We start from the raw sequence: 25,494 nt of genomic DNA on the forward strand, positions 1-25,494 counted from the left end.
GCGCGTGCTCAGCCGCGTGCCCGGGGGCCGTGGAGAATCGTGAACGACACAGCCATCGCATCCTCAGGGAGCACTCGCCTACGCGTACTGCTCGCTGCCTTCGTCTCCTTCCTCCTCATCGCCGCCGGTGCGGTGATCGCCCCGCCCGCGCATGCGGACGGTGGCACCGTCACCGCCAGCGTCGCCTCCGCCACCTCCTCGGGTGTGAGCGTGCAGGTGCAGGCGAGTGGCCTTCCCGATGTCGCCGGCGCGTATGCCGCCCTCATCGTGAAGGGCACCGAGAGCGGGCTCACCGGCGCCGGCGGATACGCCGCCTTCGCGATGCCGTTCCCGACCGTCTCCGCCGGAGCGACCTCGTTCACGCTGACTGCCCCGGCCGGTTCGCTGGACCGTACGAAGGCGTACGAGGTGCTCGTCTGGCAGCAGCACTCGAACCCCGATGCGTCCACCATCTACGGTCGTGGCGACGTCGTGATCTCGACCGGTCAGTGGGATGCCGTCTTCGGCGCGGCGCCGACCGACCCGGGTGAGACCGACCCCGGCACCGATCCCGGTACCGACCCTGGCACCGACCCCGGCACCGATCCCGGTACCGACCCGGGAACCGACCCCGGCACGGATCCGGGAACCGACCCCGGCACGGATCCGGGAACCGACCCTGGCACGGATCCGGTCGAGCCGGAGCCGGTCGATGCATCGATCTCGGTGTTCTTGGCTGATGGGACGACGCCGGCTGCGGGTGTGGCGTTGAAGGCGGGCGACAAGGTCGTCGTGAAGGGTGCGGGCTATGACCCGACCGCGAACGTCGGTGGCCGGGGGGTTCCGATCCCGGCGAACCTGCCGCAGGGCACGTATGTGGTGTTCGGCAACTTCGCCTCGACGTGGCAGCCGTCCGCGGGTGCGGCGAGTTCGAGCCGGTCGGTGGGTTCGCAGGTGTGGGCGTTGTCGGAGGGCGTGCTGAACCAGGTGCCCTCGCAGTATCAGGGCGCGATCCGCTCGCAGTGGGTGGACATCGCCGCTGACGGCACGTTCACCGCGACGCTGACGCTGAAGGATGCCGCGGCGACTCCGGGCTCGTACGGTGTCTACACGTACCCGGCCGGTGGCGTCTCGAACGCCGACCAGGAGCGCAGCGTCGCCCTGAACTACGCCAAGACACCGAAGATCGCCGTCACCTCGACGGTGTCTGCCCTTACGCCCGGAATCACGGCGAGCGTCGCCGGCACCGACTTCGGTGCCGCAGCGGGCGTGTACGCGGCGATCATCGAGACCGGCACCGAGGCGAATGTCACCACGGGTGGCGGCTTCCTCGCGATGCAGTTCGTGCGAGGCATCACGGACGGCGCGTTCAGCGTCGACCTGACCGCGGCGGCGGACACGCTCGACCGCACGAAGACCTACGAGGTCCTCGTCTGGAAGCAGCACACACTGCCCACCGCTGCGACCATCCTCGCGCGTGCCGCGGTGACGATCAGCGACGCCGATTGGGACGCGATCTCCCCGGTCGAGCCGGAGCCGGTCGATGCATCGATCTCGGTGTTCCTGGCTGATGGGACGACGCCGGCTGCGGGTGTGGCGTTGAAGGCAGGCGACAAGGTCGTCGTGAAGGGTTCGGGTTATGACCCGACCGCGAACGTGGGTGGTCGTGGGGTTCCGATCCCGGCGAATCTGCCGCAGGGCACGTATGTGGTGTTCGGGAACTTCGCCTCGACGTGGCAGCCGTCCGCGGGCGCGGCGTCGTCGAGCCGGTCGGTGGGCTCGCAGGTGTGGGCGTTGTCGGAGGGGGTGCTGAACCAGGTGCCCTCGCAGTACCAGAATGCGATCCGCTCGCAGTGGGTCGACATCGCCGCTGACGGCACGTTCACCGCGACGCTGACGCTGAAGGACACGGCGGCGACTCCCGGTTCCTACGGCATCTACACCTATGGCGCCGGTGGCGTCTCCAACCCCGACCAGGAGCGCAGCGTCGCCCTGAACTACGGCAAGACCCCCGTCGTCTCCACCTCGGTGAAGTCCGCGACCGCGAAGGACGGCCTGACGGTCACGGCATCCGGAAAGAACCTCGGTGCAATCTCCGGTGCCTATGTCGCGCTGATCGAGGCCGGAACCGAGGCGGATATCACGGGGACCAGCGGCTTCCTCGCGATGCAGTTCGTGCGCGGCATCACGGACGGCGCATTCAGCGTCGACCTGACCGCGGCGGCGGACACGCTCGACCGCGCGAAGACCTACGAGGTGATCGCGTGGCAGCAGCACACGAATCCGAGTGCCTCGACGATCTACGCCCGCTCGACGGTCACGATCACGGATGAGAACTGGGCGGCGCTGCAGCCGGCGGCCGCCCCCTCGGTCACCACCTCGGTGAAGTCCGCGACCGCGAAGGACGGCCTGACGGTCACGGCATCCGGAAAGAACCTGGGTGCGATCCCCGGCGCGTATGTCGCGCTGATCGAGGCGGGCACCGAGGCGGAGGTCACCTCCGGTGGCGGATACCTCGCGATGCAGTACGTGCAGAAGGTCACGGACGGCGCGTTCAGCGTCGACCTGACCGCGGCAGCCGACGCGCTCGACCGTACGAAGTCCTACGAGGTGATCGCCTGGCAGCAGCACAGCTTCCCGAACGCGACCACGATCTATGCGCGCGGCGCGGTCACGATCAGTGACACCCAGTGGGCGGCTCTGCTCGAGGAAGACTCCGCTGCCGTGGAGACGAAGGTCAAGACGGCGACGGCGAAGGACGGCCTGACCGTCACGGCATCCGGGAAGAATCTCGGCGCCATCAAGGGCGCCTATGTCGCACTGATCGAGTCCGGCACCGAGGACGACGTCACGGCAGCGGGCGGATTCCTGGCGATGAAATACGTGCAGAACGTCACCTTCGGCGCGTTCTCGGTCGACCTCACGACTGCCGCGAAGACGCTCGACCGCACCAAGTCGTACGAGGTCATCGTGTGGCAGCAGCACTCGCTGCCCACGGCCGACACGATCTACGCGCGTTCGACGGTGACGATCACCCCTGAGCAGTGGAACACGCTGTTCGACGTCACGGTGCCGGAGACTCCGACGAAGCCGGTGACTCCGCCGGTGAGCGTGCCGGGTGGTTCGCTCCGCTGGGCGATCTCCTCGACGTTCACGAACTACATCACGAGCGACATCGCAAAGGGCGCCATCGACGTGTCGAACGGCGCGACCCGCTCGGGTGGCCAGTTCCAGTTCGGCCAGACGGTCGGCGGCGACTACGACACCGCGACCGGACTCGGCTCGGTCGTGTACCGCGGTTCGGTGCGATTCACCGGTCACAACGGCGTCCTCGACGTCACGGTCGCGAACCCGCAGATCCGCATCACGTCGGCAGGCGCCGCGACGCTGTACGTGTCGAGCGGTGGATCGCAGGTCGCGTTCGCGACGGTCGACCTCTCCCGTGCGGTGCGGACGACGGCGAACGGCGCGGTGACATACACCGCGGCGCCCACCACGCTGACGGATGCCGGTCGAGACCGCGTGCTGTCGGGCTACTCGACCGTGCTGAACCCGGTCACCTTCACGATCGGCTCGGTGGCGGCAGCGCCCTCTGGCACCACCGGCACGGTGGCCGCGGCCGTGGTGAAGGCGAAGCAGACGCTTCCCGCCACCCCGCCGAGCGCCGAGGGCATCGTGATCGACGAGGAGAACCTCGCCGCGCTCGAGTCCGGGCAGTCGGCGACCATCTCGGCATCCGGCTTCCAGGCGAACGAAGAAGGCATCAAGGTCGTCGTCTACTCGACGCCCGTGCTGCTCGACACGGTCACGGCGGATGCCGACGGCGTCGCCACCTGGACGGGCACGCTGCCCGCGAGCCTGGAGGACGGCGCGCACACGCTGACCCTGCAGGGGTCGGTCGATCGCGGTCTGGCGTTCACGCTGACCCGCGCGACGGCCGTGATCGGCGCGTGCACGGTCGAGGGCGCCACGCTCAAGTGGGGCTACAAGGAGTCGTTCCGCACCTACATCGAGGGCATCGCGAAGGGTGGCTGGACTCTCACCGACGTCGCGTACCAGTACCCCGACTATGTGTGGGAGAGCGGTACCGGTTCACTCGACGACAAGGCCCTCACCGGGCTGGTCAGCTACGGCGGCAGCATCACCTTCACGGGCCACGACGGCGCGCTGAACACGACGCTGGCGAACGCCCGGCTCGAGCTGGCCGGCGACACCGGCTACCTCGTGTTCGATGTGACCGGCACCACGCAGGACGGCGCGAGCGTCGACCAGAAGGGCGTGCGCCTCGCGGAGTTCGCTCTCGGAGACGCCGCGGTCGTCGACGGCGTGCTGTCGCTCGACGCGATCCCCAGCACCCTCACCGAGGCAGGCGCCGCCGCGTTCGGCACCTACGCCGCGGGCGAAGCACTCGACCCGGTCACCGCGGTGATCCCGGTCGATGCGGAGTGCGGCACGGTCGCAGAGGAGGAGCCTGAGGCGGAGGCCTCCGGCACCGTCACGGCTGTGACGACGGCTGCTGACGCCGAAGGCGCCCCGGTGTGGCCCTGGATCGTCGGTGGCCTGGTCGTCGTCGCTCTGGCCGCGGCCGGCGGTGTGCTGATCGCCCGTCGCAACAAGAAGCACGAGACGGCCGAGGTGACCACGGAGATCTGATCTCGGACGCATGACCGAACCGCCCTCCCCGCAGCGGACGTGGGGAGGGCGGTTCTCTGCGTGCCAGGTGCGGTCGGGTCGGGTCGAGTTGAGCGGCGCGACCTGCAGGAGGAAGTGCGGGATGCAGGACCGATTCCCCCGGAGTGCTCCTTCACGTCGCACATCCTCCTGCACGTCGCGGGGGAACGCCGGGGGCGCGGGAACCCCGGTGCACAGCGCGCCCGGGCGGTGGGACAATAGAGACATGTCCTCCACCGATTCCCACCAGACCGTCGAAGCGACCGTGCGCCACGTGCCTCGGTACGGCGTGCTGATGGGGATCGGCGTGGTCGTCGGGATCATCGCCGCCGGCATCCTCACCTGGATCGGCAGCTTCGAGGAATCCCAGGCTCTCGACGTCGTCTACCCGCCAGGGCAGGTCTTCGGCTTCCTGCTGCTGTGGACGGTGCCGATCGGCATCGCGCTCGGCGGCGTCGCCGGACTCATCCTCGAGCGGGTCGCCCGCCGGCACGACCGTGTCGTGCGTGTCGAGCGCGAAACCATCATCGAAGCCGACTGACCTTCACCCCTGCGGTCACGCCAGCTCGGCGATGACGGGTCGGATGGCCGCGTCGAAGGCGACCACATCGCGACGCAGGCCGTCGGTCACCGCGACCGTGAGCGCACCGATCCACCAGATCCCGCGCTGCGAGAACGGCAGCACCTGCACGTTCAGCTCGAACGAATGCGCCCGGCGTCCCACCTCGCGTTCGAACTCGGCGATCGCGCTGGCGTAGGCGCGGTAGGCGTCGCCGCCGGTGTTGCTCTTCATGGAGTTGACGTAGCGGTCATGGGCGGCGCGGGCGTACCGGAGCGCCTCGGGCGCCTGCGGGGTGATCGCCGCGGCGAGCTGCTCTGCGCCGGACGCGGGGAGAGCGACCAGCGTGTCGAACCCGTCGATCAGCTCGAGCGGCACCTCGGACGGATGCGCGCGCGGCTCGACCGTCATGTCCCAGTAGTCGCGCCACTGCTGCTCGATCGCGGGAGCAGCGTCGACGGCGTCCGGCGCTCGGACCGGCAGATCGCGGAGGCTCGGAAGATCCTCCGGGACCCGGATGCCGATGGCCTGGCGCAGCGCGAGCGCGAGCAGCACGGGAACGCTCGCGTCTTCGCGGATGAGCCACTGCGGCTTGTCGGCCATGGCCCCATCGTAGGACGCCGGGGCCCCGGCATCCGAGTCTCGTCGTGCGGAGAGTCGGGGCCGCTGCGGGCGGTAGGCTGGAGCTGTGGCTGCCTCCCCCACCAATCCCTATTCCGAAGCCGGCGTCGATACCGCTGCAGGCGATCTCGCCGTCGAGCTGATGAAGTCGTCCGTGCGCGCAACGCACGGCCCTGAAGTGCTCGGCGGTGTCGGCGGATTCGCCGGCCTGTTCGACGCCAGCGCACTGCGCGACTTCCGCCGACCGCTCCTCGCGACCAGCACCGACGGCGTCGGCACCAAGGTCGCGATCGCGCAGGCGATCGACAAGCACGACACGATCGGCCAGGACCTGGTCGGCATGGTCGTCGATGACATCGTCGTGGTGGGTGCGAAGCCGCTCTTCATGACCGACTACATCGCGTGCGGCAAGGTCTTCCCGCAGCGCATCGCCGACATCGTGCGCGGGATCGCCGAGGCGTGCTCCGCCACCGGTACCGCGCTCGTCGGTGGCGAGACCGCAGAGCACCCCGGCCTGCTGGGCCCGCGCGACTACGACGTCGCGGGTGCCGCGACCGGCGTGGTCGAGGCCGACGCCATCCTCGGTGCCGACCGCGTGCAGGACGGCGACGTCGTCATCGCGGTGTCGTCCAGCGGGCTGCACTCCAACGGCTACTCGCTCGTGCGCCACATCATCACCAACGCCGGCATCGGCTACGGCGACAACGCCGCCGATTTCGGCACCACGTGGGGCGAGGCGCTCCTCGAGCCGACTCGCCTCTACACGCTTCCGCTGCTCCGCCTGATCGAGCAGCTCGGCTCCTCGGCAGGCTCAGCGACCCAGGGCGCCGTCCACGCCCTCAGCCACGTCACCGGTGGCGGCATCGCCGCGAACCTCGCGCGCGTGCTCCCGCAGGGCAGCTGGGTCGAGGTCGATCGCAGCACCTGGTCGCCCAGCCCGGTCTTCCGCGTGCTGAGCGACATCGCGGGTTCCACGCTGGAGTCCGCCGAGGGCACCTGGAACCTGGGCATCGGCTTCCTCGCGGTGATCGCCGCGGACAAGAAGGATGCCGCGATCGCAGCGCTGAACGCGGAAGGCATGCCGTCGTGGCAGGTCGCCACCGTCGGCTTCGGTGCGCGTCCGGCAGGAGAGTTCGAACAGGGCGCCAAGGGCGTCGACGGCGGAGCGGTGCGCCTCGTCGGTGCATACGCGGACGGAGCGAAGTAATACCCCATGTGCGGCATCGTCGGAATGGTGGGGACAGCCCCGGTCAACCAGGACATCTACGACGCACTCCTGCTGCTGCAGCATCGCGGCCAGGATGCGACGGGCATCGCGACGGCGGAGTCGAACGGGGTGATGCACAACGCCAAGGCGCAGGGCATGGTCCGCGAAGCGTTCCGCACCCGCGACATGCGCGCGCTGCTCGGCAACGTCGGTCTCGGCCACGTGCGCTACGCCACCAAGGGCACCGCCTCCAATGAGGAGGAGATGCAGCCGTTCTACGTGAACGCGCCCTACGGCATCATCCTCATCCACAACGGCAACCTCACCAACACGCGTGAGCTCACGGCGGAGATGGCGCAGCGCGACCGTCGCCACCTGAACTCCTCCAGCGACACCGAACTGCTGCTGAACGTGCTCGCCGGGGAGCTGCAGAACACCACCTCGGCGGTCGATCTCGACCCCGAGCGTGTGTTCGAAGCGGTCGAGCGCACGCATGAGCGCATCGAGGGTGCCTACGCCGTGATCGCCGTGATCGCCGGCTACGGTCTGCTCGCATTCCGCGATCCTTTCGGCATCCGTCCGCTGATCCTCGGTCACCGCAAGAGCCGCGGCGACGCTTCGACAGGCTCAGCGACCCAATCGGGTGATGGCTCAGCGGCGCAGCCCGGTGACGAGTGGGTCGTCGCGAGCGAGTCGCTCGTGCTCGAGAACGGCGACTACGAGGTCGTGCGCGAGATCGAGCCCGGTGAGGCCGTGTTCATCACGAACGACGGAGAGCTGTACTCCCGGCAGTGCGCCATCGAGACGACCCTCGCGCCGTGCGCGTTCGAGTACGTCTACCTCGCGCGTCCCGACTCCGTCATGAACGGCATCTCGGTGTACGAATCGCGTCTGCGCATGGGTGACCGTCTCGCCGACACGATCGCGAAGCACGTGCCGATGGACAAGATCGACGTCGTCATGCCGATCCCCGACTCCTCGCGCCCCGCCGCGATGGAGGTCGCCCGCAAGCTCGGCATCGAGTACCGCGAGGGCTTCTACAAGAACCGCTACGTCGGCCGCACCTTCATCATGCCCGGCCAGGCGGTGCGCAAGAAGAGCGTGCGCCAGAAGTTGAACGCGATGTCGACGGAGTTCCGCGGCAAGAACGTCCTGCTCATCGACGACTCGATCGTGCGCGGCACGACGTCGAAGGAGATCATCCAGATGGCCCGGGATGCCGGTGCCACCTCGGTCACCTTCGCTTCCGCGGCGCCGCCCGTGCGTCACCCGCACGTCTACGGCATCAACATGCCCTCGCGCCAGGAGCTCATCGCCCACGGGCGGACGATCCCCGAGATCGCCGAGGAGCTCGGCTGCGACCACCTCGTGTACCAGGAGGTCGACGACCTCAAGGCTGCCATCACCGAGGGGACGGCCATCACCGACCTCGACATGAGCTGCTTCGATGGCCGTTATGTCACCGGCACGGTCTCCGACGAGTACCTCGCGTGGGTGGAGGGGACTCAGACCTCCTAGTGTCTGGGTCGCTGAACTCGTCGGAGGACAGGCCGCTCTGGCAGGGCCGGGCGCTCGCCCTGATCGGAATCGTGCTGGTCGCGTTCTCGCTGCGATCGGCCGTCGCCTCCCTGTCCCCGGTCATCGACCACGTCGCTGTCGACTTTCCGCTCTCCCCCGTGGTCGTCGGTCTGATCGGCGCGGCGCCGCCGGTGTGCTTCGCGATCTTCGGCCTGGTCACTCCGCTGTTCGAGCGGCGGTTCGGGCTGGAGCGGGTCGCGGTCACTGCGATCGCACTGATGGCGCTCGGCATGCTGCTGCGCGGCTTCGCGTCCGACTCTTCGACTCTGCTGGCGGCGACGGTCGTCGTCTTCGCCGGCGTCGGTTCGGGCAACGTGCTGCTCCCGCCTCTCGTGAAGAAGTACTTCCCCGACCGCCTCGGCATCATGATGACGGTCTACTCGACCACCTTGGCCGTCTCCACCTTCCTGCCCCCGCTGGTCGCGGTGCCGGTCGCCGACTCGCTCGGCTGGCGCGTATCCCTGGGCATGTGGGGGGTGTTCGCGGCGATCGCCCTGGTGCCGTGGCTGACGCTGCTGATCCGTGAACGCTCCGGCGGCACGGCAGCGGTGTCGACCGAGGAGTACGTGCTGGATCCGACCGACGGCGTGCACGATGTGCAGGATGCCGTGGCCGTCGCGACCGGTCCGATCTCGACCGTGCCCGCGAACCCGCGCTACTTCGGACGGCTCTGGCGGCTGCCTCTGCCCTGGGCGCTGGCCCTCGTGTTCGGCACCTCGTCGACCATGGCCTACGTCTCGTTCGCCTGGATGCCGACCATGCTCGTCGACATCGGCGGCGTCACCCCGGCGACCGCCGGGTTCCTGCTCTCACTGTTCGCCCTCATCGGCCTGCCGAGCTCGATGCTGGTGCCGATCCTGGTCGTGCGTTTCCAAGCGACGCGTCCGCTGTTCTTCGTCGCCGTCGGCGCAGGCCTCGTCGGACTTCTCGGAATGCTGCTCGCACCGACCGTCGCGCTTCCGCTCTGGGTCAGCATCTTCGGTCTCACCGCGATCATGTTCCCGCTCAGCCTGGTGCTGCTCAGCATCCGTGCCCGCACGCCCGAGAGCGCGGTCGCGCTGAGTGGGTTCGTGCAGAGCATCGGTTACGCGCTCGCCGCCATCTTCCCGCTGCTGATCGGTCTGCTGCATGAGACGACCGACGGGTGGCAGGTGCCGCTCATCGTGGTGGCGTCCGTACTGGTGGTCTCTATCCCCGCCGGCATCGTCGCCGGACGCCGGCGGACCATCGAAGACGAGTGGGAGCTGCGCAACGGTCGGTGGTGACCCCGCCTCGGCCTCGTGACGCCGAGTGCACGGCATCCTGCCGAGTGCACGGCTTGATCGCGTCGGGATGTCGTGCACTCGACAGCATCCCGTGCACTCGTGGGCGGATCGTGTGACCGCAGCGGCACTCAGCCGGCGTGCACCTCATCGCCGATGCGGATGACCCCTCCGGCGTCGTCTTCCGACGGCGGCCAGCCGGGGAGCAGCAGGCGCCCGAGCGTGGGCTCCTGCTGATCGAAAGCCCTGGTGAGCGTGGTGAGCACCTTCGCGTCGCGCTCGCCCGTGTCGGGGTTGGCGTGCGTCGCGAGGCAGCGGACGATGGGACCGGCCGCGCGGAATGTCACATCGCCGATGCCCACGGCGCCCGTCCAGTCGAGCTCTTCCCACGCGTCGACGCCGTCGATCACGACGTTGGAGCGGAAGCGGCGGTCGTCGATGCGCAGCGGGAGGGCCTCGCCCAGGGCCTCGACGCTGGCGCGACTGTGCACGGAGACATACCCCTGCGGACGGTCCTGGAAGCGTGAGGTCTCACCATCGCCGACGAGCACGAGCGGGAGCCGCCCCGGACGTTGGAGCCGACGAGCATCCGACGTCGTGAGCACGAAGTCGGTGACGGCGTGAGCCAGCTGCTCGCGACCGCGGGCGTCGAGTCCGGCTTCGACGAGCAGCGCGCCGTCGAGCTCGATCCTGACGCGTGCCGTCGCATCGTCGTAGCTCGTGCGCATAGCTGCCAGCGCGGGGAAGTCCTGGAGCGCGAGTCCCTTCGCCTTCGGCCAGTAGTCAAGGCCGTCGCGGTTCTCCGGCTCTGCCGCATCCGCGAAGCGGAACGCGAGGACCCGATCGCCCGCGACCCGACCATCCGGCTGCACGCGGAGGGATTCGAGCGGCTCGGGCGTGAACCCCTTGATCGGGTAGCGGGAGAGAGCGACGACACGAGGCATGGGGTGATCCTCTCAGGATTCGACATCCGGGCATGACGAAACCCCCGTGGGTCGCACGGGGGTTTCCACAGATCAGGCGGTCAGGCCTTCTCTAGTTCGTCCTCATCTTCGTCGGCATAGTCATCAGCCCACTTATCGACGTAGGCGTCTTCGTCGGTCGGGTGAGCCAATTCGCGCTCGAGCGCGGAGTAGTTCACCGACGGACTGTACGCCTTGAGTTCGCGGGCGATCTTTGTGTGTTTCGCCTTCTGACGGCCACGGCCCATGCGCGAGACCCCCTCACGAGTTCAGCTCTGGGCGACAGGAGCCCGAGGCATTTCACGACACCGGAATAAAGCCGGTAAGAGTAGCATTCAGAATAGCACGCGGCTAAGACTCTCTGGCTGATGCCAGGCTGGTGAAGGGAACGATCTTCATGACCGACAACACCTCCACTCCGTCCGATGAGGCGGCACAGAACGCAGCCTTGCAGAAGGCTGTGATCGTGGGCATACAGCCGAACCAGGAGCGTCGAGTGCTCGATGAGGCTCTTCGCTTCGCACGGTTGCTCGGCGTTCCGCTCGTCGTCGTGCATGTCGACGTCACACGGTTCGTCACCTACGAGGATCCGGATGGCTACGTGCACTCCGCCCCGATCGACATCAATTTCGATGCGGGTGCCGCTGAGTTCGAGGCCGTGCAGGCGGCGGCTGCGGAGGTGCTCGGCGACTCGGGCATCACCTGGACCGCCCGTCAACTCGTCGGCGACCCCGCGCTGGCGATCAAGCAGCTCGCGCACAAACTCGACGCCCAGCTGATCGTGGTGGGGACCCGCAAGCGCGGGATCGGCGAGTCTATCCGGGAGTTCTTCACAGGCTCGGTGGCTGCCCGCCTCACCCATCGCCAGCATCGCTCCGTGCTCGTGGTGCCGCTCGGCGAACCCGTACCGGACTCGCAGAAGGAGATCTGGCCCGAGTAGCCGGGTCCTGGGCAGGTCCATCGCGACCCGGATCTGCGCGCGTGCCCCGCACGAAGTCGGCACCTCGCCGGAATGCGATGCTCATTCCGGCAAGAGGTGCCAGCTTCGTCTGCGCGCGGCTGTCCGCCGCGACGTCGAACTCAGAGCTGAGACAGGCCGACTGTCACGGCACGGGACGCCGCGTCGAGCGCGTGCTCGAGTTCGGTGACGATGGATGACGGCAGGGTGCCGCCCTTCGCCACGTGCGTGCGCAGGTCGGTGCGCACCTGGGCGCGGAAGGCGTTGATGAGTGCATCCGCGCGGTGCATCTCCTCGCGGCTCGCGACGCGCGCGTCGTCGGAGGCGGCGCGGGGCCGGGACTTCGCGGAGCTGCGCTCGCCCTGCTCGGCGGCGGCGAGGTCGGCACGAAGGCTCTTCATCGCGTCTTGCACGCTCTGGCGCACTTCGTTCGCGATCAGTCGCACCGAATCGGCGAGACCTGATTCGATACCGGCGAGGTCTTCTTCGCGGGACTGCAGCTCGGCGCGTCCGGCGTCGGTGATCGCGTAGATCGTGGTGCGGCCGTCGACGGTCTTGGTCACCAGGCCTTCCTCCTCGAGCTTCGCGAGCCGCGGGTAGATCGTGCCGGCGCTCGGCGTGTACGTGCCGCCGGTGCGATCCGTGAGCGCCTGGATGATGCCGTATCCGTGCTGCGGCGACTCCGCGAGGAGCGACAGCAGGTACAGGCGCAGGTCGCCGTGCGAGAAGACAGCAGGGCTCATGATTCCCACTCCGCGTCTTCGGTGATCGTGGCGGGGGTGCGGCGCAGCACGGTGACGCCGCCCGAGACGGAGTTCGCACGCAGGTCGACGAAGCGCCCGGCGAGCTCGCCTGTGGAGCCGGTGTAGTTGCTCGGGCCGGAGGAACTGCGCTCGACGCCGTCGATCAGGAGCCGGCCGCTGAGCGAGCGGATGACGTAGTTCGCCGCGAGCGACTCATCGAGGCGGACCGTGGTGCCACCGGAGACCGAGTTGACGTTGATGGTGTTCACGTCGCCCGCGGCGTCCACCAGAGTGGCGCCCGAGACGATGTCGACCGTCGCCTTGCGGATCGCTCCGGTCACTGCGACGTCACCGGAGACGCTGTTCGCGCTGATCGAGCCCGTCAGGCCACGCACCTGCACGTCGCCCGAGACGGAGTTGACGGTGAGGTCGCCGATCAGGGTGTCGACGATGATGTCGCCCGACACGGTGTTGAGACGGGCGTCGTTGCGGATGCCGGAGACCAGCGCGCCGGCGCTGACGACTCCCAGGTTCAGAGCGATCGCGCGCGGGACGGCGACGCTCACCTCGGCGCGGGGTCCGCCGGAGCCGAAGTTGCGGAACACCTCGAGGAAGTTGTCCCAGCCCAGCTGCGGGTGGTCGATCTCGACCTCGCCGTCGTGGGATTCCACGCGGAGGTCCTTCGTGGTGACGCCGTGCACCTCGATGCGGATGCCCGGCTCGTCGTGGGCGATGATGTCGACCTGACCGCCGACCAGACCCACCTTGAGTCGGGTGACGGATTCGATGTCGATCACGCGTTCCTCGCCGGGGGCGATGAGCCACTTCTCGGTCATGTCTGCTTCTCCTGTGTCGATGGTCACGATATATCGTGTGTTTGTACGGTAACACGATATATCGTGACTATGTCAAGGTTTCTGTTCTCTCGGCTGTTCTCACACCGGCTTCTCAGGGTGCCGGACCGCGCAGGGGGAGCCAGGCGCGCCACGCCCGCGCGGACCGGAGCATCGTACGGCCGTCGCTGAAGAGCGGCGTGAGGAAGATCCCGTGGGCGAGGTACCAGATGTGCAGCAGCGACTGGGGCACGAGCGCCCAGAGGAGTGTGCCGATCGCCACGCAGCACAGGGGGCCCAGCACCGCGGCGAAGAAGGCGTCGCGGCCGCGGATCGAGCCGTGCGGGGTGACGGAGAGTCGCAGGGGCGTGCGCTCCAGTGTGAGCGCGGAGACTCCGGGCGCTCTTCGCAATACGATGGCGTGGCCGAGTTCGTGGATCGCGAACGATGCCCACAGCCCGAAGACGTCATGGGTGATGAGGGTGAGGACGGCCAGGGCGATCGCGGGCTGCGCGGAGGCGGCCGCGACGAGCAGGGTCGCTGCCGCGGCGGCCCAGAAGACGAGGCGCACCGGCCAGGCGGCGGGGAGGAGCCACCTGAGCGCGGTGCGCGGTCGGATGCGGTCGACGGTGCGCGACCACACGTCAGTCGGCGGCGGCGAGGAGCGCCTTCTTCCGCGCGCGGAGCTGGTCGTGCACGGCCATCACGGCGAGGAGGAGGAGCGTGATCACGACGAAGGTGATGCCGAGGGGGATCGGGTCGTTGAGCCCGACGCCGAGTTGGGTCGATGCATCGGGGCTCTGCTGGACCTCGACGAAGATCGACCCGAAGTAGCCGACTCGTCGGCCTTCGGCGGCCCCTCCCGAGAACATGAGCCAGATGGCGGTGATGACCGCCGTTCCCGCCGTGATGACGAGCGCGGCGACTGCGCTCCCGACGGTCCTAAACAACCACTTCATGACGTTCTGTCCTTTCGATCTTCTGCATTCCGGTGAGAGAAAGTGCGGCGGCGGCAAGGGTGAGGAGCACGATCGTCGCGATGTTGAACCAGGCCGGGAGCCCGAGGAGGTTCGTGCCGATCGCGAGTGTTCCCGTCACGAGTGCGGCTACGGCGACACCGACGACCACCGAGAACGGGTTCCCCTTCTCCGGCGGGAACGCGATGCCTGCGAGCGTGAGGATGACGAGGTTCGACGCGCAGAAGCCGACGACGAGGAGGATCTCGTCCCACCTCGAGCCGGTGAGCGCGGACAGCACACCCGTCGGGATCGCGATGAGCAGGAGCATCGCCAGCTGGGGACCGAGCAGCAGCAGGTAGCGTCGGATCGGGCTGTGGCGAGGAGGGCCGCAGGCGCGCAGCGGCTCGGTCGCGACATAGGCGTACACGGCCTGGATCGTGACGGCGATCAGGAGGAACGGGGGAAGTCGGATATCGGCCACGAAGAGGGCGTACGACCCCGCCAGCACGATGCCGCTCACCGTGATGGTCTCGATCGCGCGCGCGTGTGCGGCGAAATAGGCTCCGAACTCGGTGTCTCCCAACAGTCGGGGGACCAGGGCGAAGCGTCGGGTGGGGTCGAACTGGCGCGGCGCCGTGGCGCAGACGGCGACGACGAGGAGCGCGACCGCGGCGAGCCAGGCCGCGGTCGCGATCACGAGTCCGTGGGTCGTGGCGATGTCGGCGAACACGAGCTGGATCGCGAAGTAGTCGTCGCCCTGTCCTGCTGCGGCGAAGAGCACCGGTTCAGACTGGGCCGAGACGGCGACGTAGAGGGCGACCAGGGTCGCGGCCAGGACCAGCGGCACGAGGAACGCCCTCAGTCGGGCGAGGCGGAAGCGCATCAGGAGACGCTCCAGCGCGAGGTGGTACACGCTGGCCAGGAGGTAGGTGACGACGGTGGGCATGATGAGGCAGGTCACGACGTCGTCGAGGATCCCGAGCCCGCCGATCGAGATGGTTCCGGCGATCAGCGCCGCGAGCATCAGGCTCACGCCGATCCCGACGAGCAGCGCCTCGAACAGCATGAAGCCGAGCGTGCGCGCACGGTTCGTCAGCGGGAAGCAGTACGTGAGCTCGACGAGGTCACTCGACTTCATGAACATCACCCGCACGACGGTGAAGATGGCGAGGACCCACAGCGGCACCGAGACTCCGGCCACGCGCAGCAGAGGTGACAGCAGCGCGGCGTCGTCGATCAGCTGCCTGATCGTCACCACACCGAACGCGCAGAAGGCGACGAACGCCACCAGCATCGTCAGCCCCAGCGTCCAGCGGAAGAGCAGCGAGCGCAGGACGCCCTGGCGGAGGATGCGCCGGACGAGGAACAGGAAGAGGAAGCCGGCCAGCTCCAGAGCCGGCCTCACGGCGACGTTCTCGGGTGCGAGGCGCCGATCGCCTGCTTGACGAGCGCGTCGACCGATCCGAACTCGCCCTGCACCTGTCGCAGCGGGAGATCGAATGCGATCGCTCCGCGACACAGCACGATGATGCGATCGCACACCGCCTCGAGCAGGCGGAAGTCGTGACTGCACAGCAGCAGGCCGCGGTCGCTCCCGATGAGGTGGGCATCGTTCTCGAACTCGTACAGGGAGTCGACGTCGACCCCGTTCAGGGTTTCGTCGATGATCGTGAGCGGGCGCTCGAGCAGCAGGCTCGAGATGATCTGGACCTTCTTGCGCATGCCGTGCGAGTAGTCCTCGATGAGATCGAACTGACGCGCTTCCATCTGGTACCGGGCGAACAGGTCATCCAGCCGCGCGTCATCCGGCCGCACCCGGTACAGGCGATGCATCAGATCCACGTACTCGCGCCCGGTGAGGAACTGCGGCAGGTAGTCGTTGCTCGCGACGTAGGCCAGGCTCTCGCGCGAGGCTCGGTCCTGGTGCGATCTGCCATCGATGCGGATGCTGCCGTGGCCGAGCTGCAGGAGGTCGGCGATGAGGCGGATCAGCGTGGATTTACCGGAGCCGTTCGGGCCGACGAGGCCCACCCGTTCCCCGCGCTCGACGACGAGCGACACGTCGCGGAGTGCCGGCGCGCGCCTCGTGTAGGCGAATGACACGGCTGAGACGTCGAGCAGCATGCCGGTGGTCCTTTCCTGCTGGTCCCTCCGTGCACCTTCGTCGGTGCACGGAGGGGTGGGGGTCAGATGCACTCGAGCCAGACGGAGACGCCGCTCTTGCCCCACTTCCAACTGCCCGAGAAGCGCCTTCCTCCGTTCGAGAAGAAGCACCACAGCGCGAGCGAAGCGAGGAACGCCACCCCGAACACGAGCAGCGCGGCGAGAAGCACGAGCCACCAGCCGTCGAAGCGAAGAATCGCGTCATCGAGTGCATCCTGAACGCGCCTGCGAACCAACGTTGGTTCGATAGCCGTCATTACGGACATGAATCACCTCCGGTTTTCATTTGGTGAGACCGATCGTGACACGGCTCGGACGAGAGAACAGCCCCCACATGTAGCGTAAATGCTGTCAGATGACGACACACTTGACATTGACGTAGCGTCAACTTCTACCGTGGAGACATCCGCTCGGAGAACAACAGAAGGAGGAGCCGATGGACGGTACGGACTGGTCCATCCAGGAGATCGCACGGCTCGCCGGCACCACCAGCCGCACGCTGCGTCACTACGACGAGATCGGGCTGCTGCCGCCGACACGCATCGCGTACAACGGCTATCGGCACTACGACGCGCAGGCTCTGGTGCGCCTGCAGCGCATCCTGCTGCTGCGCGAGCTCGGGCTGGGACTGCCGCAGATCGCCGACATCCTCGGCCCTTCGACAGGCTCAGGGACCCAGGGGACGACGGGCTCAGGGACCCAGGGGGCGACAGGCTCAGGGACCCAGGGGACGACAGGCTCAGCGGCCCTGGTGGCCGAAGCATCCGCGCTCGAGACCCATCTCGCGCTGCTGCGCGAGGAGCAGAGCCGACTGATGCGTCAGATCGCCTCGGTCGAATCCACCATCACGGCATTGAGAGGAGGTGAAGAACTCATGGCAGAGAACATGTTCGACGGCTTCGACCACACCCGGTACAAGGAGGAGGTCGAGGAACGTTGGGGCAAGAAGGCCTACGCCGACAGCGACCGCTGGTGGCGCGGCATGACCGACGCAGAGCGTGTCGACTGGCAGCAGCGCGTGTCCGACCTCGGACGGGACTGGATCGCCGCCGCAGAGGGCGGAGTCGACCCGGCGTCCGCCGAGGCGCAGGACATCGCGCGTCGTCACGTCGAGTGGCTCACGGGCATCCCCGGCACCCCGGCGAGCGCCCCCTCCGGCGACGTGAAGGGGTACGTGACCGGACTCGGCGAGATGTATGTCGCCGACCCGCGTTTCGGCGCCAACTACGCCACCTCCGACGGTGGCACCCGCGGTGCGGAGTTCGTCCGCGACGCGCTCCGCATCTTCGCGGACCGCAACCTGTAGCCGCCTGAACCGCGTCGGCACGTGAGCGGGGTCGGAAACGCATCGGAGTCAGTCGATTCGGGTGCGCTTTCGACCCCGCGCGCAACGGGCGGTGCGCTTTCGACCTCGCGACGACCGAGCCTCGCTTTGCACAGTTCGAGACGCCACGGCAAGGCCGAGATCGGATGCCGACGCTGGGCGTAGTGTCGTGCCATGGCCCCCCGCCGCAGACGCACCGATGCCGCACCGCTCTTCGCTGCGGCGGCTGCCGCCTACACCGCGAATGTCGCCCTCGGTTCGGCTGTCGCCGCCAGGGTCATCGACACGAGCGATTTCCGCTGGCTGCACCACGCGATGTACATCGCCACCTGCGTGACATCCGCCGCTGCGTTCTCCGCGGTGCTGTGGGGGCGGCCGAAGTACGCGAGCCGTCGCGCGGCGCTCGCCCTGGCCCCTGCGGCGATGCCGCTCGCCGCGATCCCCTACCTCGGAAGCCGCAGCCGTCGGCATCCGCTCACCGCTCTCGCCGCCGCCCCTTTCATCGTCGCGGGCCTCGTGTGCGCGTGGCGTCCCACCGACCGAAAGTGATCGCATGGAACTGCTCGATGCCATCCGCCGCCGCAAGACCACGAACGGCCCCTTCCTGCCCGACCCCGTCTCGGAGGAGCACCAGCGGATACTCCTGGAGGCGGCGGGGCGAGCGCCGTCGCAGCTGAACAGCCAGCCCTGGCGCTTCGTCGTGATCGAGAGCCGCGACACGATCGACCAGATCGCGCGCATCTCGGGCGAGAGCATGACGGAGGCGATGTCGAACGGCACGTTCTTCGAGCGTTACAAGCCGTATTTCCGGTTCAGCCAGGCCGAGATGGACGAGAAGCGCAATGGGATGCTGTTCGACAAGCTCCCCGCGGCGCTGCGGCCCTTCACGAGTCAGGTCTTCACCAAGCGCGGTCAGACCCTCATGAACACCTTCGGGGTGCCCAAGACGCTCGGTGCGGAGAATCGCAAGCTGGTGGCGGGGTCGCCGCTGCTGCTGGGGGTGATGCTCGACCGCAACGAGTACCGGCCGGGGCAGCTGTCGTCGTTCTACTCGGTGTTCAGCATGGGCGCGGCCATGGAGAACATCTGGCTCACCACGGTCGAGCTCGGCATGGGCATCCAGTTCATCTCGTTCCCGATGGAGGTGCCGGGCCGGTGGGACGAGATCGTGCGCCTGCTCCACGTGCCGGACGACCTGGAGCTGATGGCGGTCTACCGTCTCGGCTATCTGCCGCCCGAGCAGCGCCGTCCGGCGATCGACTGGTCGAGCAGCCAGCGTCGCCTCGCCTCGCAGTACGTGTTCCGGGAGAGCTGCGAGACCCCGCAGCAGGGGTGGGATGCTCCGCCGGAGTGACCGCGCTTCAGCGGCGACCCGTGCGGGGCAGCTCCTTCAGGTCGCGCAGCGCCGGACCTTCGATGCGCGTGCCGTCGGGGGAGAAGCGTGAGGCGTGCAGCGGGCAGTCCCACGTGCATTCGGCGTCGTTCCACTCCAGCACGCCGCCGAGGTGCGGGCAGACGGCGTCGACCGCACGCGTGACGCCGTCGACCGTGGAGATCGCGACCGGAAGGCCCGCACGGTTGGCCACGACGCCTTCGCCCTCCTCGGGCTGAGGGATCGGCACGGATCGGGACTCGGCCTCCGACCACCCTGACGCGAGCGCGACAGCGACCTTGCCGCCCTCCGTCGCACCGCGCACGAGGTCGGCGGCCATGGTCAGGCGGGTGGCGAACGTGTTCATCCATCGCGGTCGATCGTTCCAACTGGTTCCGAGGATCTCGGCGGTCAGGCGCATCGCCGCGGCCGGCGCGTTCGACAGGCCCCACTTCGCGTACCCGGTGGCGAAGCGGATGCGCCCGAGGCCGCGGGGCATCGCGCCGACGAAGGGGATGAGGTTGTGCGACTCGTAGTCCTGCGCCGACCACCGATGCGTCTCCTCGGCGCCGGGGAAATGCGCCTGCGTCCAGGACACGATGTCCTCGACTGCGGCCTTCTCGCCGTCCGAGCGGCCGACCGGATGACCGTTCCCTCCGACCACCAGCTGCGCCGTGCCGACCGGACCGTCGGCGGCTGACACCGAACGGATCGATCTGGTCGGACCGTCGACGGAGAGGAAGGTTCCCTCCGGAAGCTCACCCGGAACGCGGAACGATACGCAGTAGGAGCGCAGCCCGCGGATCTTGGCGAAGTAGAGCCCGCGGTCGAGGATCGGGCTTCCCGTCGCGATCACGATGTGATGAGCGAACAGCGGCCCGCCCGCCGTCTCGATGCGGGTGTCTGGCAACGCGTGGGCGCCGGTGACCCGTACCCCGGTGTGCAGCGTCCCTCCCGCCGCGAGCAGTTCCTCCGCCAATGCCCGCGCGATCTGCACGGGGTCGATCGCGACCTGGTCGTCGAGGGCGACTGCGCCGGAGATCGGGAAGGGTACGGTCGGCAGTTCCTCCGGCGCCATCATCCGCGTCGGCAGCCCTGCCTCCCGCGCGGCATCGTGCTGCGCCTGCAGCAGCTCGAGTCCGCCGCGCCCCTGCGCATAGGAGTGGTCGGTGCGGCGCGTGTACGAGACACCGGCCGCATCCGCGAAGGCCGTCAGCCAGTCCATCCCCGCCCGATTGGCCTCGACGTACGCCCGCACCAGCGCCGCGGGGTGATGGCGGCGGATCTCGGCGAGCTGGTGGCCCTGCAGCAGTGAGAGCTTGCCGGTGTTCCCGCCGGTGGCGAGTTCCGCGACGCCCCCGGCATCGACCACGGCGATGTCGCGTCCTGCCCGCGCGAGCAGCACCGCCGTCGTCAGTCCGGTGATCCCCGCACCGACGATCACGACGTCGTGCCGGGAGCCCGGCGAGAAGTCCGAGCCGAGGGGGAGGGGCGCGCCGGTCTTCCAGAGAGGGTTCATGTGCTCAGTCAACGCCCACGACGGGCCGACACCCACCGCCTTGACATTCCCGTGGCACGCTGCCAGTGGGGACTACAGTGGCCACCGTGAACCTCCGCCGCGTGCTCCTGGTCGCCCTCGGCGGCACCGTCGGCACGGCAGCCCGGCTCGGGCTCGGACTCCTGGTCCCCGAGAACGGCGGATTCCCCACCGCGGTGCTGATCGCGAACGTCCTGGGCGCACTGCTGATCGGCGTGCTCGCCGGGCGCCTGCCCGCGTCGCACGAACTGCGCCTGCTCATCGGCACCGGCGTCCTCGGCGGCTTCACCACCTACAGCGCCTTCATGACGGGCACCTTCGCGCTGTGGGCGGAGATGCCGATCGTGGCCGTCGCCTACGCGCTGGGCTCGCTCATGCTCGGTCTCGGCGCCGCCGCTCTGGGCCTGCGCCTCGGGCGCCCCCGGCACGCAGAGGCAGCGTCATGAACCCCCTGCTGTTCCTTGCCGCCGCGCTCGCCGGAGGGGTGGGTGCGGTTCTGCGCTACCTGGCCGACCTCGGCGTCGCGCGGTTCGCCGGGCGACGGTTTCCCTGGGGCATCTTCCTGGTGAACATCTCCGGCTCGTTCGCGCTCGGGCTCGTGGCCACCGCACTCCCCGACGCGGCGTTCGTGCTCGGCGCCGGGCTCCTCGGCGGCTACACCACATTCAGCACCGCGATGCTCGACACCGTCGCACTCTGGCGAGACGGGGAGGGGCGGTCGGCCGCCGTCAACGCGATCGGGATGCTCGCGCTCGGCCTGATCGCGGCGGGCCTGGGGATCGCCCTCGGGACAGTGCTGCGCTGAGCGCGGGTAGCACGGCGGAGGGCTCTCAGCAACCTCTCACCGCGAGAATGTACAAACGTACATGTACAGGTGTTCCGGGGGTGGTCATGGGGGAAGTCGCGCGTCGCCGTCGCGACCCTGAGGCGCGCCGCCGGGAGATCGCGCAGGCCGCAGCCGAACTCATCGTCGAAGTCGGCACCGACGCGCTCACGCACCGTCTGGTCGCCGCCAGAGCCGGAGTCCCGCTCGGTGCCACCACCCAGTACTTCGACACGCTCGACGACCTCCGCACCGCCGCGTTCGGCATGCTCGCCGACGAGGTCGACGGACGGCTCGAGGGCGTCCGCGCCGTGCTCGCCGCGCAGGGAGTGAGCCCCGCCGTGCTCGCCACGCTCATCGCGGAGGGCCTCGACGATGCGCGCGCCGTCCAGGCCGATCGCGCCGTCGTCACCGCCGCCGTCCACGATCCCCGGCTTCGCGAACTCGCGCGCCACCTCTCCGAGCAGCTCACCGGCATGCTGGAGCCGGCTTACGGCGCCGAGCGCGCGATGGCCGCCACGATCTTCATCGACGGGGTGATGTGGAGCGCGCAGATCCGTGACGCCCCGCTCGACCGTCCCTTCATCGAGACCGCACTGCAGCGCATCCTCGGCGAACCCGCATCCGTCCGACCTGCCGCGCAGCCCGCACCCTGAACCGAGGAAACAGCCTTGTCGAATCTCGCCGTCCTGAGCTTGAAGAACCGCGCGCTCATCGCCCTGATCACGATCGTCGCCGCGGTATTCGGCGGCCTCGCGCTCACGAGCCTCAAGCAGGAGCTCATCCCCTCGCTCGAGCTTCCCAACCTCGTGGTCATGACGACCTACCCCGGTGCCTCGCCCGAGGTCGTCGAGAACGACGTCTCGACGCCGATCGAGTCTGCGATCCAGGGCGTGCCCGGACTCGAGGGCACCACCGCGACGAGCACCACCAACGCCTCCATCGTGCAGGCCACGTTCGCGTACGGAACGAACCTCGCCACGGCGGAGCAGAAGATCCAGCAGTCGATCAACCGCATCTCCTCCGAGCTCCCGGACGACGTGACCCCGCAGGTGCTCGCGGTGGCGATCGACGACTTCCCGGTGATCCAGGTCGCCGTGACCGGGTTCGACGACGCCGAGAACGCGCAGGCCGAGCTCGAGAGCATCGCGATCCCCGAACTCGAAGACGTCGACGGTGTGAACGCCGCGCAGATCGTCGGTGGCATCGGCCAGCGCATCAGCATCACCCCGGATGTCGCGAAACTCGCGGCCGAGGGCCAGAGCACGCAGGCCATCAGCTCGGCATTGCAGCAGAACGGCACGCTGTTCCCCGGCGGTGACATCACGCAGGACGGTCAGACGCTCACGGTGCAGACCGGTGCGAAGATCACCTCGGTCGACGAGATCGCCGCTCTCCCGCTGGTCGGCACGAGCCTGACGATCGGCGATGTGGCCACGGTCGTGCAGGAGTCTGACCCGGTCTCCTCGATCTCGCGCGTCGACGGCAAGGATGCGCTGTCGATCTCGATCACCAAGCTGCCGGCCGCCAACACGGTCGAGGTGTCGCAGGGCGTGATCGCGGCGCTCGACGAGATCGGCAAGGCGTTCCCGGATGCCGAGTTCACGATCATCTTCGATCAGGCGCCGTTCATCGTGCAGTCGATCGACACCCTGGCAACGGAGGGCCTGCTCGGTCTCGTGTTCGCGGTGATCGTCATCCTGGTGTTCCTGCTGTCGATCCGCTCGACGCTCGTGACCGCGATCTCGATCCCCACCTCGGTGCTGATCACGTTCATCGGTCTGCAGGCGTTCGGCTACTCGCTGAACGTGCTGACGCTCGGTGCGCTCACGATCGCGATCGGTCGAGTGGTCGACGACTCCATCGTCGTGATCGAGAACATCAAACGGCACTACGTCGGCGATGCCGACAAGGGGGATGCGATCCGACTCGCGGTGCGCGAGGTCGCGGCGGCGATCACTGCGTCGACCATCACCACGGTCGCCGTGTTCCTGCCCATCATGTTCGTCGGCGACATGGTAGGCGAGCTGTTCCGCCCGTTCGCGATGACCGTGACGATCGCCATGGTCGCCTCGCTCCTGGTCGCCCTGACCATCGTGCCGGTGCTCGCCTACTGGTTCCTCAAGCCCGGCAAGGAGCTGCTCGACGACAGCGGCAACGCGATCGATCCCGAGCACCCCGATGCCCCGCCGACGCGGTTGCAGCGCGCCTACCGTCCGATCCTCGGGTGGACGCTGAAGCACTCCGGCATCACCGTGATCCTCGCGGTCGTGGTGCTCGGTGCCACCCTCGCCGCCGCGCCGCTGATGAAGATCAACTTCCTCGGAGACAGCGGTCAGAACACCATGACCGTGACGCAGGACCTCGGCCCGACCGCGAGCCTGCAGGCCAAGTCCGACGCCGCCGTCGCGGTGGAGGACGCGCTGCTCGACATCACGGGCATCGAGCACGTGCAGGCGTCGATCGGATCGAGCGGATCCGCCCTGCGCGACGCCTTCTCCGGCGGCGCCGGCATCACCTACTCGGTGCTCACCGACGGAGACGTCGACCAGGAGGAGCTGCGCACGAAGGTGCAGGATGCGATCGACGGACTCGGCGATGAGGTCGGAGATGTCGCCGTGGCGGCGTCGGCCGGCTTCGGCTCGAGCGACATCGAGATCACCGTGTCCGCCTCGAACGCGGACGACCTGAACACGGCGACCTCGGCCGTCGTCGACGAGCTCGACGGGCGCGAGGGCATCAGCCAGGTGACCGACAACCTCGCCGCCGCCCTGCCGTACATCGCCGTGGTGGTCGACCGCGAAGCCGCGGCACAGCGCGGACTGTCCGAGGTCGCCGTGGGCTCGATCGTGTCGAACACGATGCGCCCGCAGCAGCTCGGATCCGTCGAGATCGACGACACCGCGCTGACCGTGTACCTGGTCACACCCGAGCCGCCCACCACGGTGGACGCGCTCAAGGCCCTCGAGATCCCGACCCCGCTCGGCGTCGTACAGCTGCAGGACATCGCGACCGTCGAGCAGCGCAACGGTCCGACCTCCATCACCACCGAGCAGGGTCGCCGTACTGCGACGGTCACGGTGCCGCCCGGTACCGACAACCTCGCCGTCGCGACGCAGTCCGTCAATGAGGCGCTCGCCGCTGTGGACCTGCCCGACGGCGCGTCGGCCGAGGTCGGCGGCGTCGCCTCGCAGCAGGCCGACTCGTTCTCGCAGCTCGGACTCGCGATGCTCGCCGCGATCCTGATCGTCTACGTGGTGATGGTCGCGACCTTCAAGTCGCTGCGCCAGCCGCTGCTGCTGCTCGTCTCGGTGCCGTTCGCGGCGACCGGCGCGATTCTGCTGCAGATCGTGACGGGTGTGCCGCTGGGTGTGGCCTCGCTGATCGGTGTGCTGATGCTCATCGGCATCGTGGTCACCAACGCGATCGTGCTCGTCGACCTCGTGAATCAATACCGCGAGAAGGGGCTGTCGACCGTCGAGGCGGTCAAGGCCGGTGGCGAGAAGCGTCTGCGCCCGATCCTCATGACGGCGCTGGCGACGATCCTCGCCCTGACTCCGATGGCGCTCGGCATCACCGGACATGGCGGATTCATCTCGCAGCCGTTGGCGATCGTCGTGATCGGCGGACTCCTCTCGTCGACCGTGCTGACGCTGATCGTGTTGCCGACTCTGTACAACCTCGTCGAAGGCGCCAAGGAGCGTCGACAGGCGCGCAAGGCGGGGCGTTCAGACGATGCGTCCGTGCCGGTGCTCGCCGGCGCGGATGCCGCAGCCGCGGTCGCCGCCGTGCACGGTCCGCAGTCGGAGGCGGCTGAGGCGGCGGCGGCTCACCAGCTGACGCGCCGCGAGCTGCGCGAGCGCGGGGAGTAGTCGCCGGTCGTACGCATCTCAGGAAGATCCGGCCTCGCGCCTCTGCAGACATCTGTCTGCGGGGCGGCGGG

General features: G+C 68.5%; 24 protein-coding genes. 13 read left to right on the forward strand and 11 right to left on the reverse strand.

Going from position 1 to position 25,494, the window contains the following annotated elements:
* Window positions 1–39: 39 nt before the first annotated feature.
* Together MRBLWO12_RS17790 and MRBLWO12_RS17795 are read left to right on the forward strand one after the other, a co-directional pair.
* Entirely contained in the window at window positions 40–4,632 is a 4,593-nt protein-coding gene (locus MRBLWO12_RS17790) for an HtaA domain-containing protein (RefSeq protein WP_363557894.1), read from the forward strand.
* 244 nt (window positions 4,633–4,876) lie between these two features.
* A complete protein-coding gene (locus MRBLWO12_RS17795) occupies window positions 4,877–5,191 on the forward strand; it encodes a potassium transporter Trk (protein ID WP_363557896.1) in 315 nt (104 codons plus the stop codon).
* 15 nt (window positions 5,192–5,206) lie between these two features.
* Here MRBLWO12_RS17795 and MRBLWO12_RS17800 read toward each other — a convergent pair whose 3' ends face one another.
* Window positions 5,207–5,812, reverse strand: coding sequence for a zinc-binding alcohol dehydrogenase (locus tag MRBLWO12_RS17800; protein WP_363557898.1), 606 nt, complete (start codon window positions 5,810–5,812; stop codon window positions 5,207–5,209).
* Between the two features lie 85 nt (window positions 5,813–5,897).
* On the opposite strand from MRBLWO12_RS17800, the gene purM reads away from it, so the two are divergent.
* From purM to MRBLWO12_RS17815, 3 genes are read left to right on the forward strand one after another with little or no spacing between them, the layout of a single operon-like run.
* Window positions 5,898–7,037: a phosphoribosylformylglycinamidine cyclo-ligase gene (gene purM, locus MRBLWO12_RS17805; RefSeq protein WP_363557900.1), complete on the forward strand. Its 1,140-nt coding sequence runs from the start codon at window positions 5,898–5,900 to the stop codon at window positions 7,035–7,037.
* Window positions 7,038–7,043: 6 nt separating this feature from the next.
* A complete protein-coding gene (gene purF, locus MRBLWO12_RS17810) occupies window positions 7,044–8,555 on the forward strand; it encodes an amidophosphoribosyltransferase (protein WP_363557902.1) in 1,512 nt (503 codons plus the stop codon).
* Complete coding sequence (locus MRBLWO12_RS17815) at window positions 8,555–9,880, forward strand: CynX/NimT family MFS transporter (protein ID WP_363557904.1); 1,326 nt, start codon at window positions 8,555–8,557, stop codon at window positions 9,878–9,880. Before purF ends, MRBLWO12_RS17815 begins: the two co-directional genes overlap by 1 nt.
* A 128-nt stretch (window positions 9,881–10,008) precedes the next feature.
* Here MRBLWO12_RS17815 and MRBLWO12_RS17820 read toward each other — a convergent pair whose 3' ends face one another.
* Complete coding sequence (locus MRBLWO12_RS17820; RefSeq protein ID WP_363557906.1) at window positions 10,009–10,821, reverse strand: MOSC domain-containing protein; 813 nt, start codon at window positions 10,819–10,821, stop codon at window positions 10,009–10,011.
* Between the two features lie 80 nt (window positions 10,822–10,901).
* Complete coding sequence (locus tag MRBLWO12_RS17825; RefSeq protein WP_017204296.1) at window positions 10,902–11,087, reverse strand: DUF3073 domain-containing protein; 186 nt, start codon at window positions 11,085–11,087, stop codon at window positions 10,902–10,904.
* Window positions 11,088–11,236: 149 nt separating this feature from the next.
* Between MRBLWO12_RS17825 and MRBLWO12_RS17830 the strand changes: the two genes are divergently transcribed.
* Window positions 11,237–11,779 (forward strand): universal stress protein, encoded by a 543-nt coding sequence (locus tag MRBLWO12_RS17830; RefSeq protein WP_363557908.1) that lies wholly within the window; start codon window positions 11,237–11,239, stop codon window positions 11,777–11,779.
* Between the two features lie 140 nt (window positions 11,780–11,919).
* On the opposite strand, the gene MRBLWO12_RS17835 is transcribed toward MRBLWO12_RS17830, so the two are convergent.
* The 7 genes from MRBLWO12_RS17835 to MRBLWO12_RS17865 all read right to left on the reverse strand — a co-directional run bounded on the left by MRBLWO12_RS17835 (window position 11,920) and on the right by MRBLWO12_RS17865 (window position 16,731).
* Window positions 11,920–12,540, reverse strand: a complete 621-nt coding sequence (locus tag MRBLWO12_RS17835) for a PadR family transcriptional regulator (protein WP_363557910.1) — start codon at window positions 12,538–12,540, stop codon at window positions 11,920–11,922.
* On the reverse strand, window positions 12,537–13,376 hold the full coding sequence (locus tag MRBLWO12_RS17840) for a DUF4097 family beta strand repeat-containing protein (RefSeq protein WP_363557912.1): 840 nt from the start codon (window positions 13,374–13,376) through the stop codon (window positions 12,537–12,539). The genes MRBLWO12_RS17835 and MRBLWO12_RS17840 overlap by 4 nt, the downstream gene beginning before the upstream one ends.
* 112 nt (window positions 13,377–13,488) lie before the next feature.
* Window positions 13,489–14,016 (reverse strand): hypothetical protein, encoded by a 528-nt coding sequence (locus tag MRBLWO12_RS17845; RefSeq protein ID WP_363557914.1) that lies wholly within the window; start codon window positions 14,014–14,016, stop codon window positions 13,489–13,491.
* Window position 14,017: 1 nt separating this feature from the next.
* Window positions 14,018–14,332: a hypothetical protein gene (locus MRBLWO12_RS17850; RefSeq protein WP_363557916.1), complete on the reverse strand. Its 315-nt coding sequence runs from the start codon at window positions 14,330–14,332 to the stop codon at window positions 14,018–14,020.
* Window positions 14,316–15,737, reverse strand: coding sequence for a hypothetical protein (locus MRBLWO12_RS17855; RefSeq protein ID WP_363557918.1), 1,422 nt, complete (start codon window positions 15,735–15,737; stop codon window positions 14,316–14,318). The genes MRBLWO12_RS17850 and MRBLWO12_RS17855 overlap by 17 nt, the downstream gene beginning before the upstream one ends.
* Entirely contained in the window at window positions 15,734–16,456 is a 723-nt protein-coding gene (locus tag MRBLWO12_RS17860; protein ID WP_363557920.1) for an ABC transporter ATP-binding protein, read from the reverse strand. Before MRBLWO12_RS17860 ends, MRBLWO12_RS17855 begins: the two co-directional genes overlap by 4 nt.
* A 62-nt stretch (window positions 16,457–16,518) precedes the next feature.
* Window positions 16,519–16,731, reverse strand: coding sequence for a hypothetical protein (locus tag MRBLWO12_RS17865; RefSeq protein ID WP_363557922.1), 213 nt, complete (start codon window positions 16,729–16,731; stop codon window positions 16,519–16,521).
* Between the two features lie 200 nt (window positions 16,732–16,931).
* On the opposite strand from MRBLWO12_RS17865, the gene MRBLWO12_RS17870 reads away from it, so the two are divergent.
* The 3 genes from MRBLWO12_RS17870 to MRBLWO12_RS17880 all read left to right on the forward strand — a co-directional run bounded on the left by MRBLWO12_RS17870 (window position 16,932) and on the right by MRBLWO12_RS17880 (window position 19,173).
* Window positions 16,932–17,801 (forward strand): MerR family transcriptional regulator, encoded by an 870-nt coding sequence (locus MRBLWO12_RS17870; protein WP_363557924.1) that lies wholly within the window; start codon window positions 16,932–16,934, stop codon window positions 17,799–17,801.
* Window positions 17,802–17,993: 192 nt separating this feature from the next.
* Window positions 17,994–18,368: a hypothetical protein gene (locus MRBLWO12_RS17875; RefSeq protein WP_363557926.1), complete on the forward strand. Its 375-nt coding sequence runs from the start codon at window positions 17,994–17,996 to the stop codon at window positions 18,366–18,368.
* A 4-nt stretch (window positions 18,369–18,372) separates the two neighbouring features.
* Window positions 18,373–19,173, forward strand: coding sequence for a nitroreductase family protein (locus MRBLWO12_RS17880; RefSeq protein ID WP_363557928.1), 801 nt, complete (start codon window positions 18,373–18,375; stop codon window positions 19,171–19,173).
* A gap of 7 nt (window positions 19,174–19,180) precedes the next feature.
* Here the strand turns inward: MRBLWO12_RS17880 and MRBLWO12_RS17885 are convergent, their stop codons facing one another.
* Window positions 19,181–20,710, reverse strand: coding sequence for an FAD-dependent oxidoreductase (locus tag MRBLWO12_RS17885; RefSeq protein WP_363557930.1), 1,530 nt, complete (start codon window positions 20,708–20,710; stop codon window positions 19,181–19,183).
* A gap of 86 nt (window positions 20,711–20,796) precedes the next feature.
* On the opposite strand from MRBLWO12_RS17885, the gene MRBLWO12_RS17890 reads away from it, so the two are divergent.
* The 4 genes from MRBLWO12_RS17890 (at window position 20,797) to MRBLWO12_RS17905 (ending at window position 25,423) form a co-directional block, all read left to right on the forward strand.
* Entirely contained in the window at window positions 20,797–21,174 is a 378-nt protein-coding gene (locus MRBLWO12_RS17890; RefSeq protein ID WP_363557932.1) for a fluoride efflux transporter FluC, read from the forward strand.
* A complete protein-coding gene (locus MRBLWO12_RS17895) occupies window positions 21,171–21,533 on the forward strand; it encodes a fluoride efflux transporter FluC (protein WP_363557934.1) in 363 nt (120 codons plus the stop codon). The genes MRBLWO12_RS17890 and MRBLWO12_RS17895 overlap by 4 nt, the downstream gene beginning before the upstream one ends.
* Before the next feature lie 86 nt (window positions 21,534–21,619).
* A complete protein-coding gene (locus MRBLWO12_RS17900; protein WP_363558644.1) occupies window positions 21,620–22,207 on the forward strand; it encodes a TetR/AcrR family transcriptional regulator in 588 nt (195 codons plus the stop codon).
* A gap of 15 nt (window positions 22,208–22,222) precedes the next feature.
* Window positions 22,223–25,423, forward strand: coding sequence for an efflux RND transporter permease subunit (locus MRBLWO12_RS17905; RefSeq protein WP_363557936.1), 3,201 nt, complete (start codon window positions 22,223–22,225; stop codon window positions 25,421–25,423).
* Window positions 25,424–25,494: the final 71 nt, after the last annotated feature.

It is taken from the genome of Microbacterium sp. LWO12-1.2, from assembly GCF_040675875.1.
GTDB lineage: Bacteria > Actinomycetota > Actinomycetes > Actinomycetales > Microbacteriaceae > Microbacterium.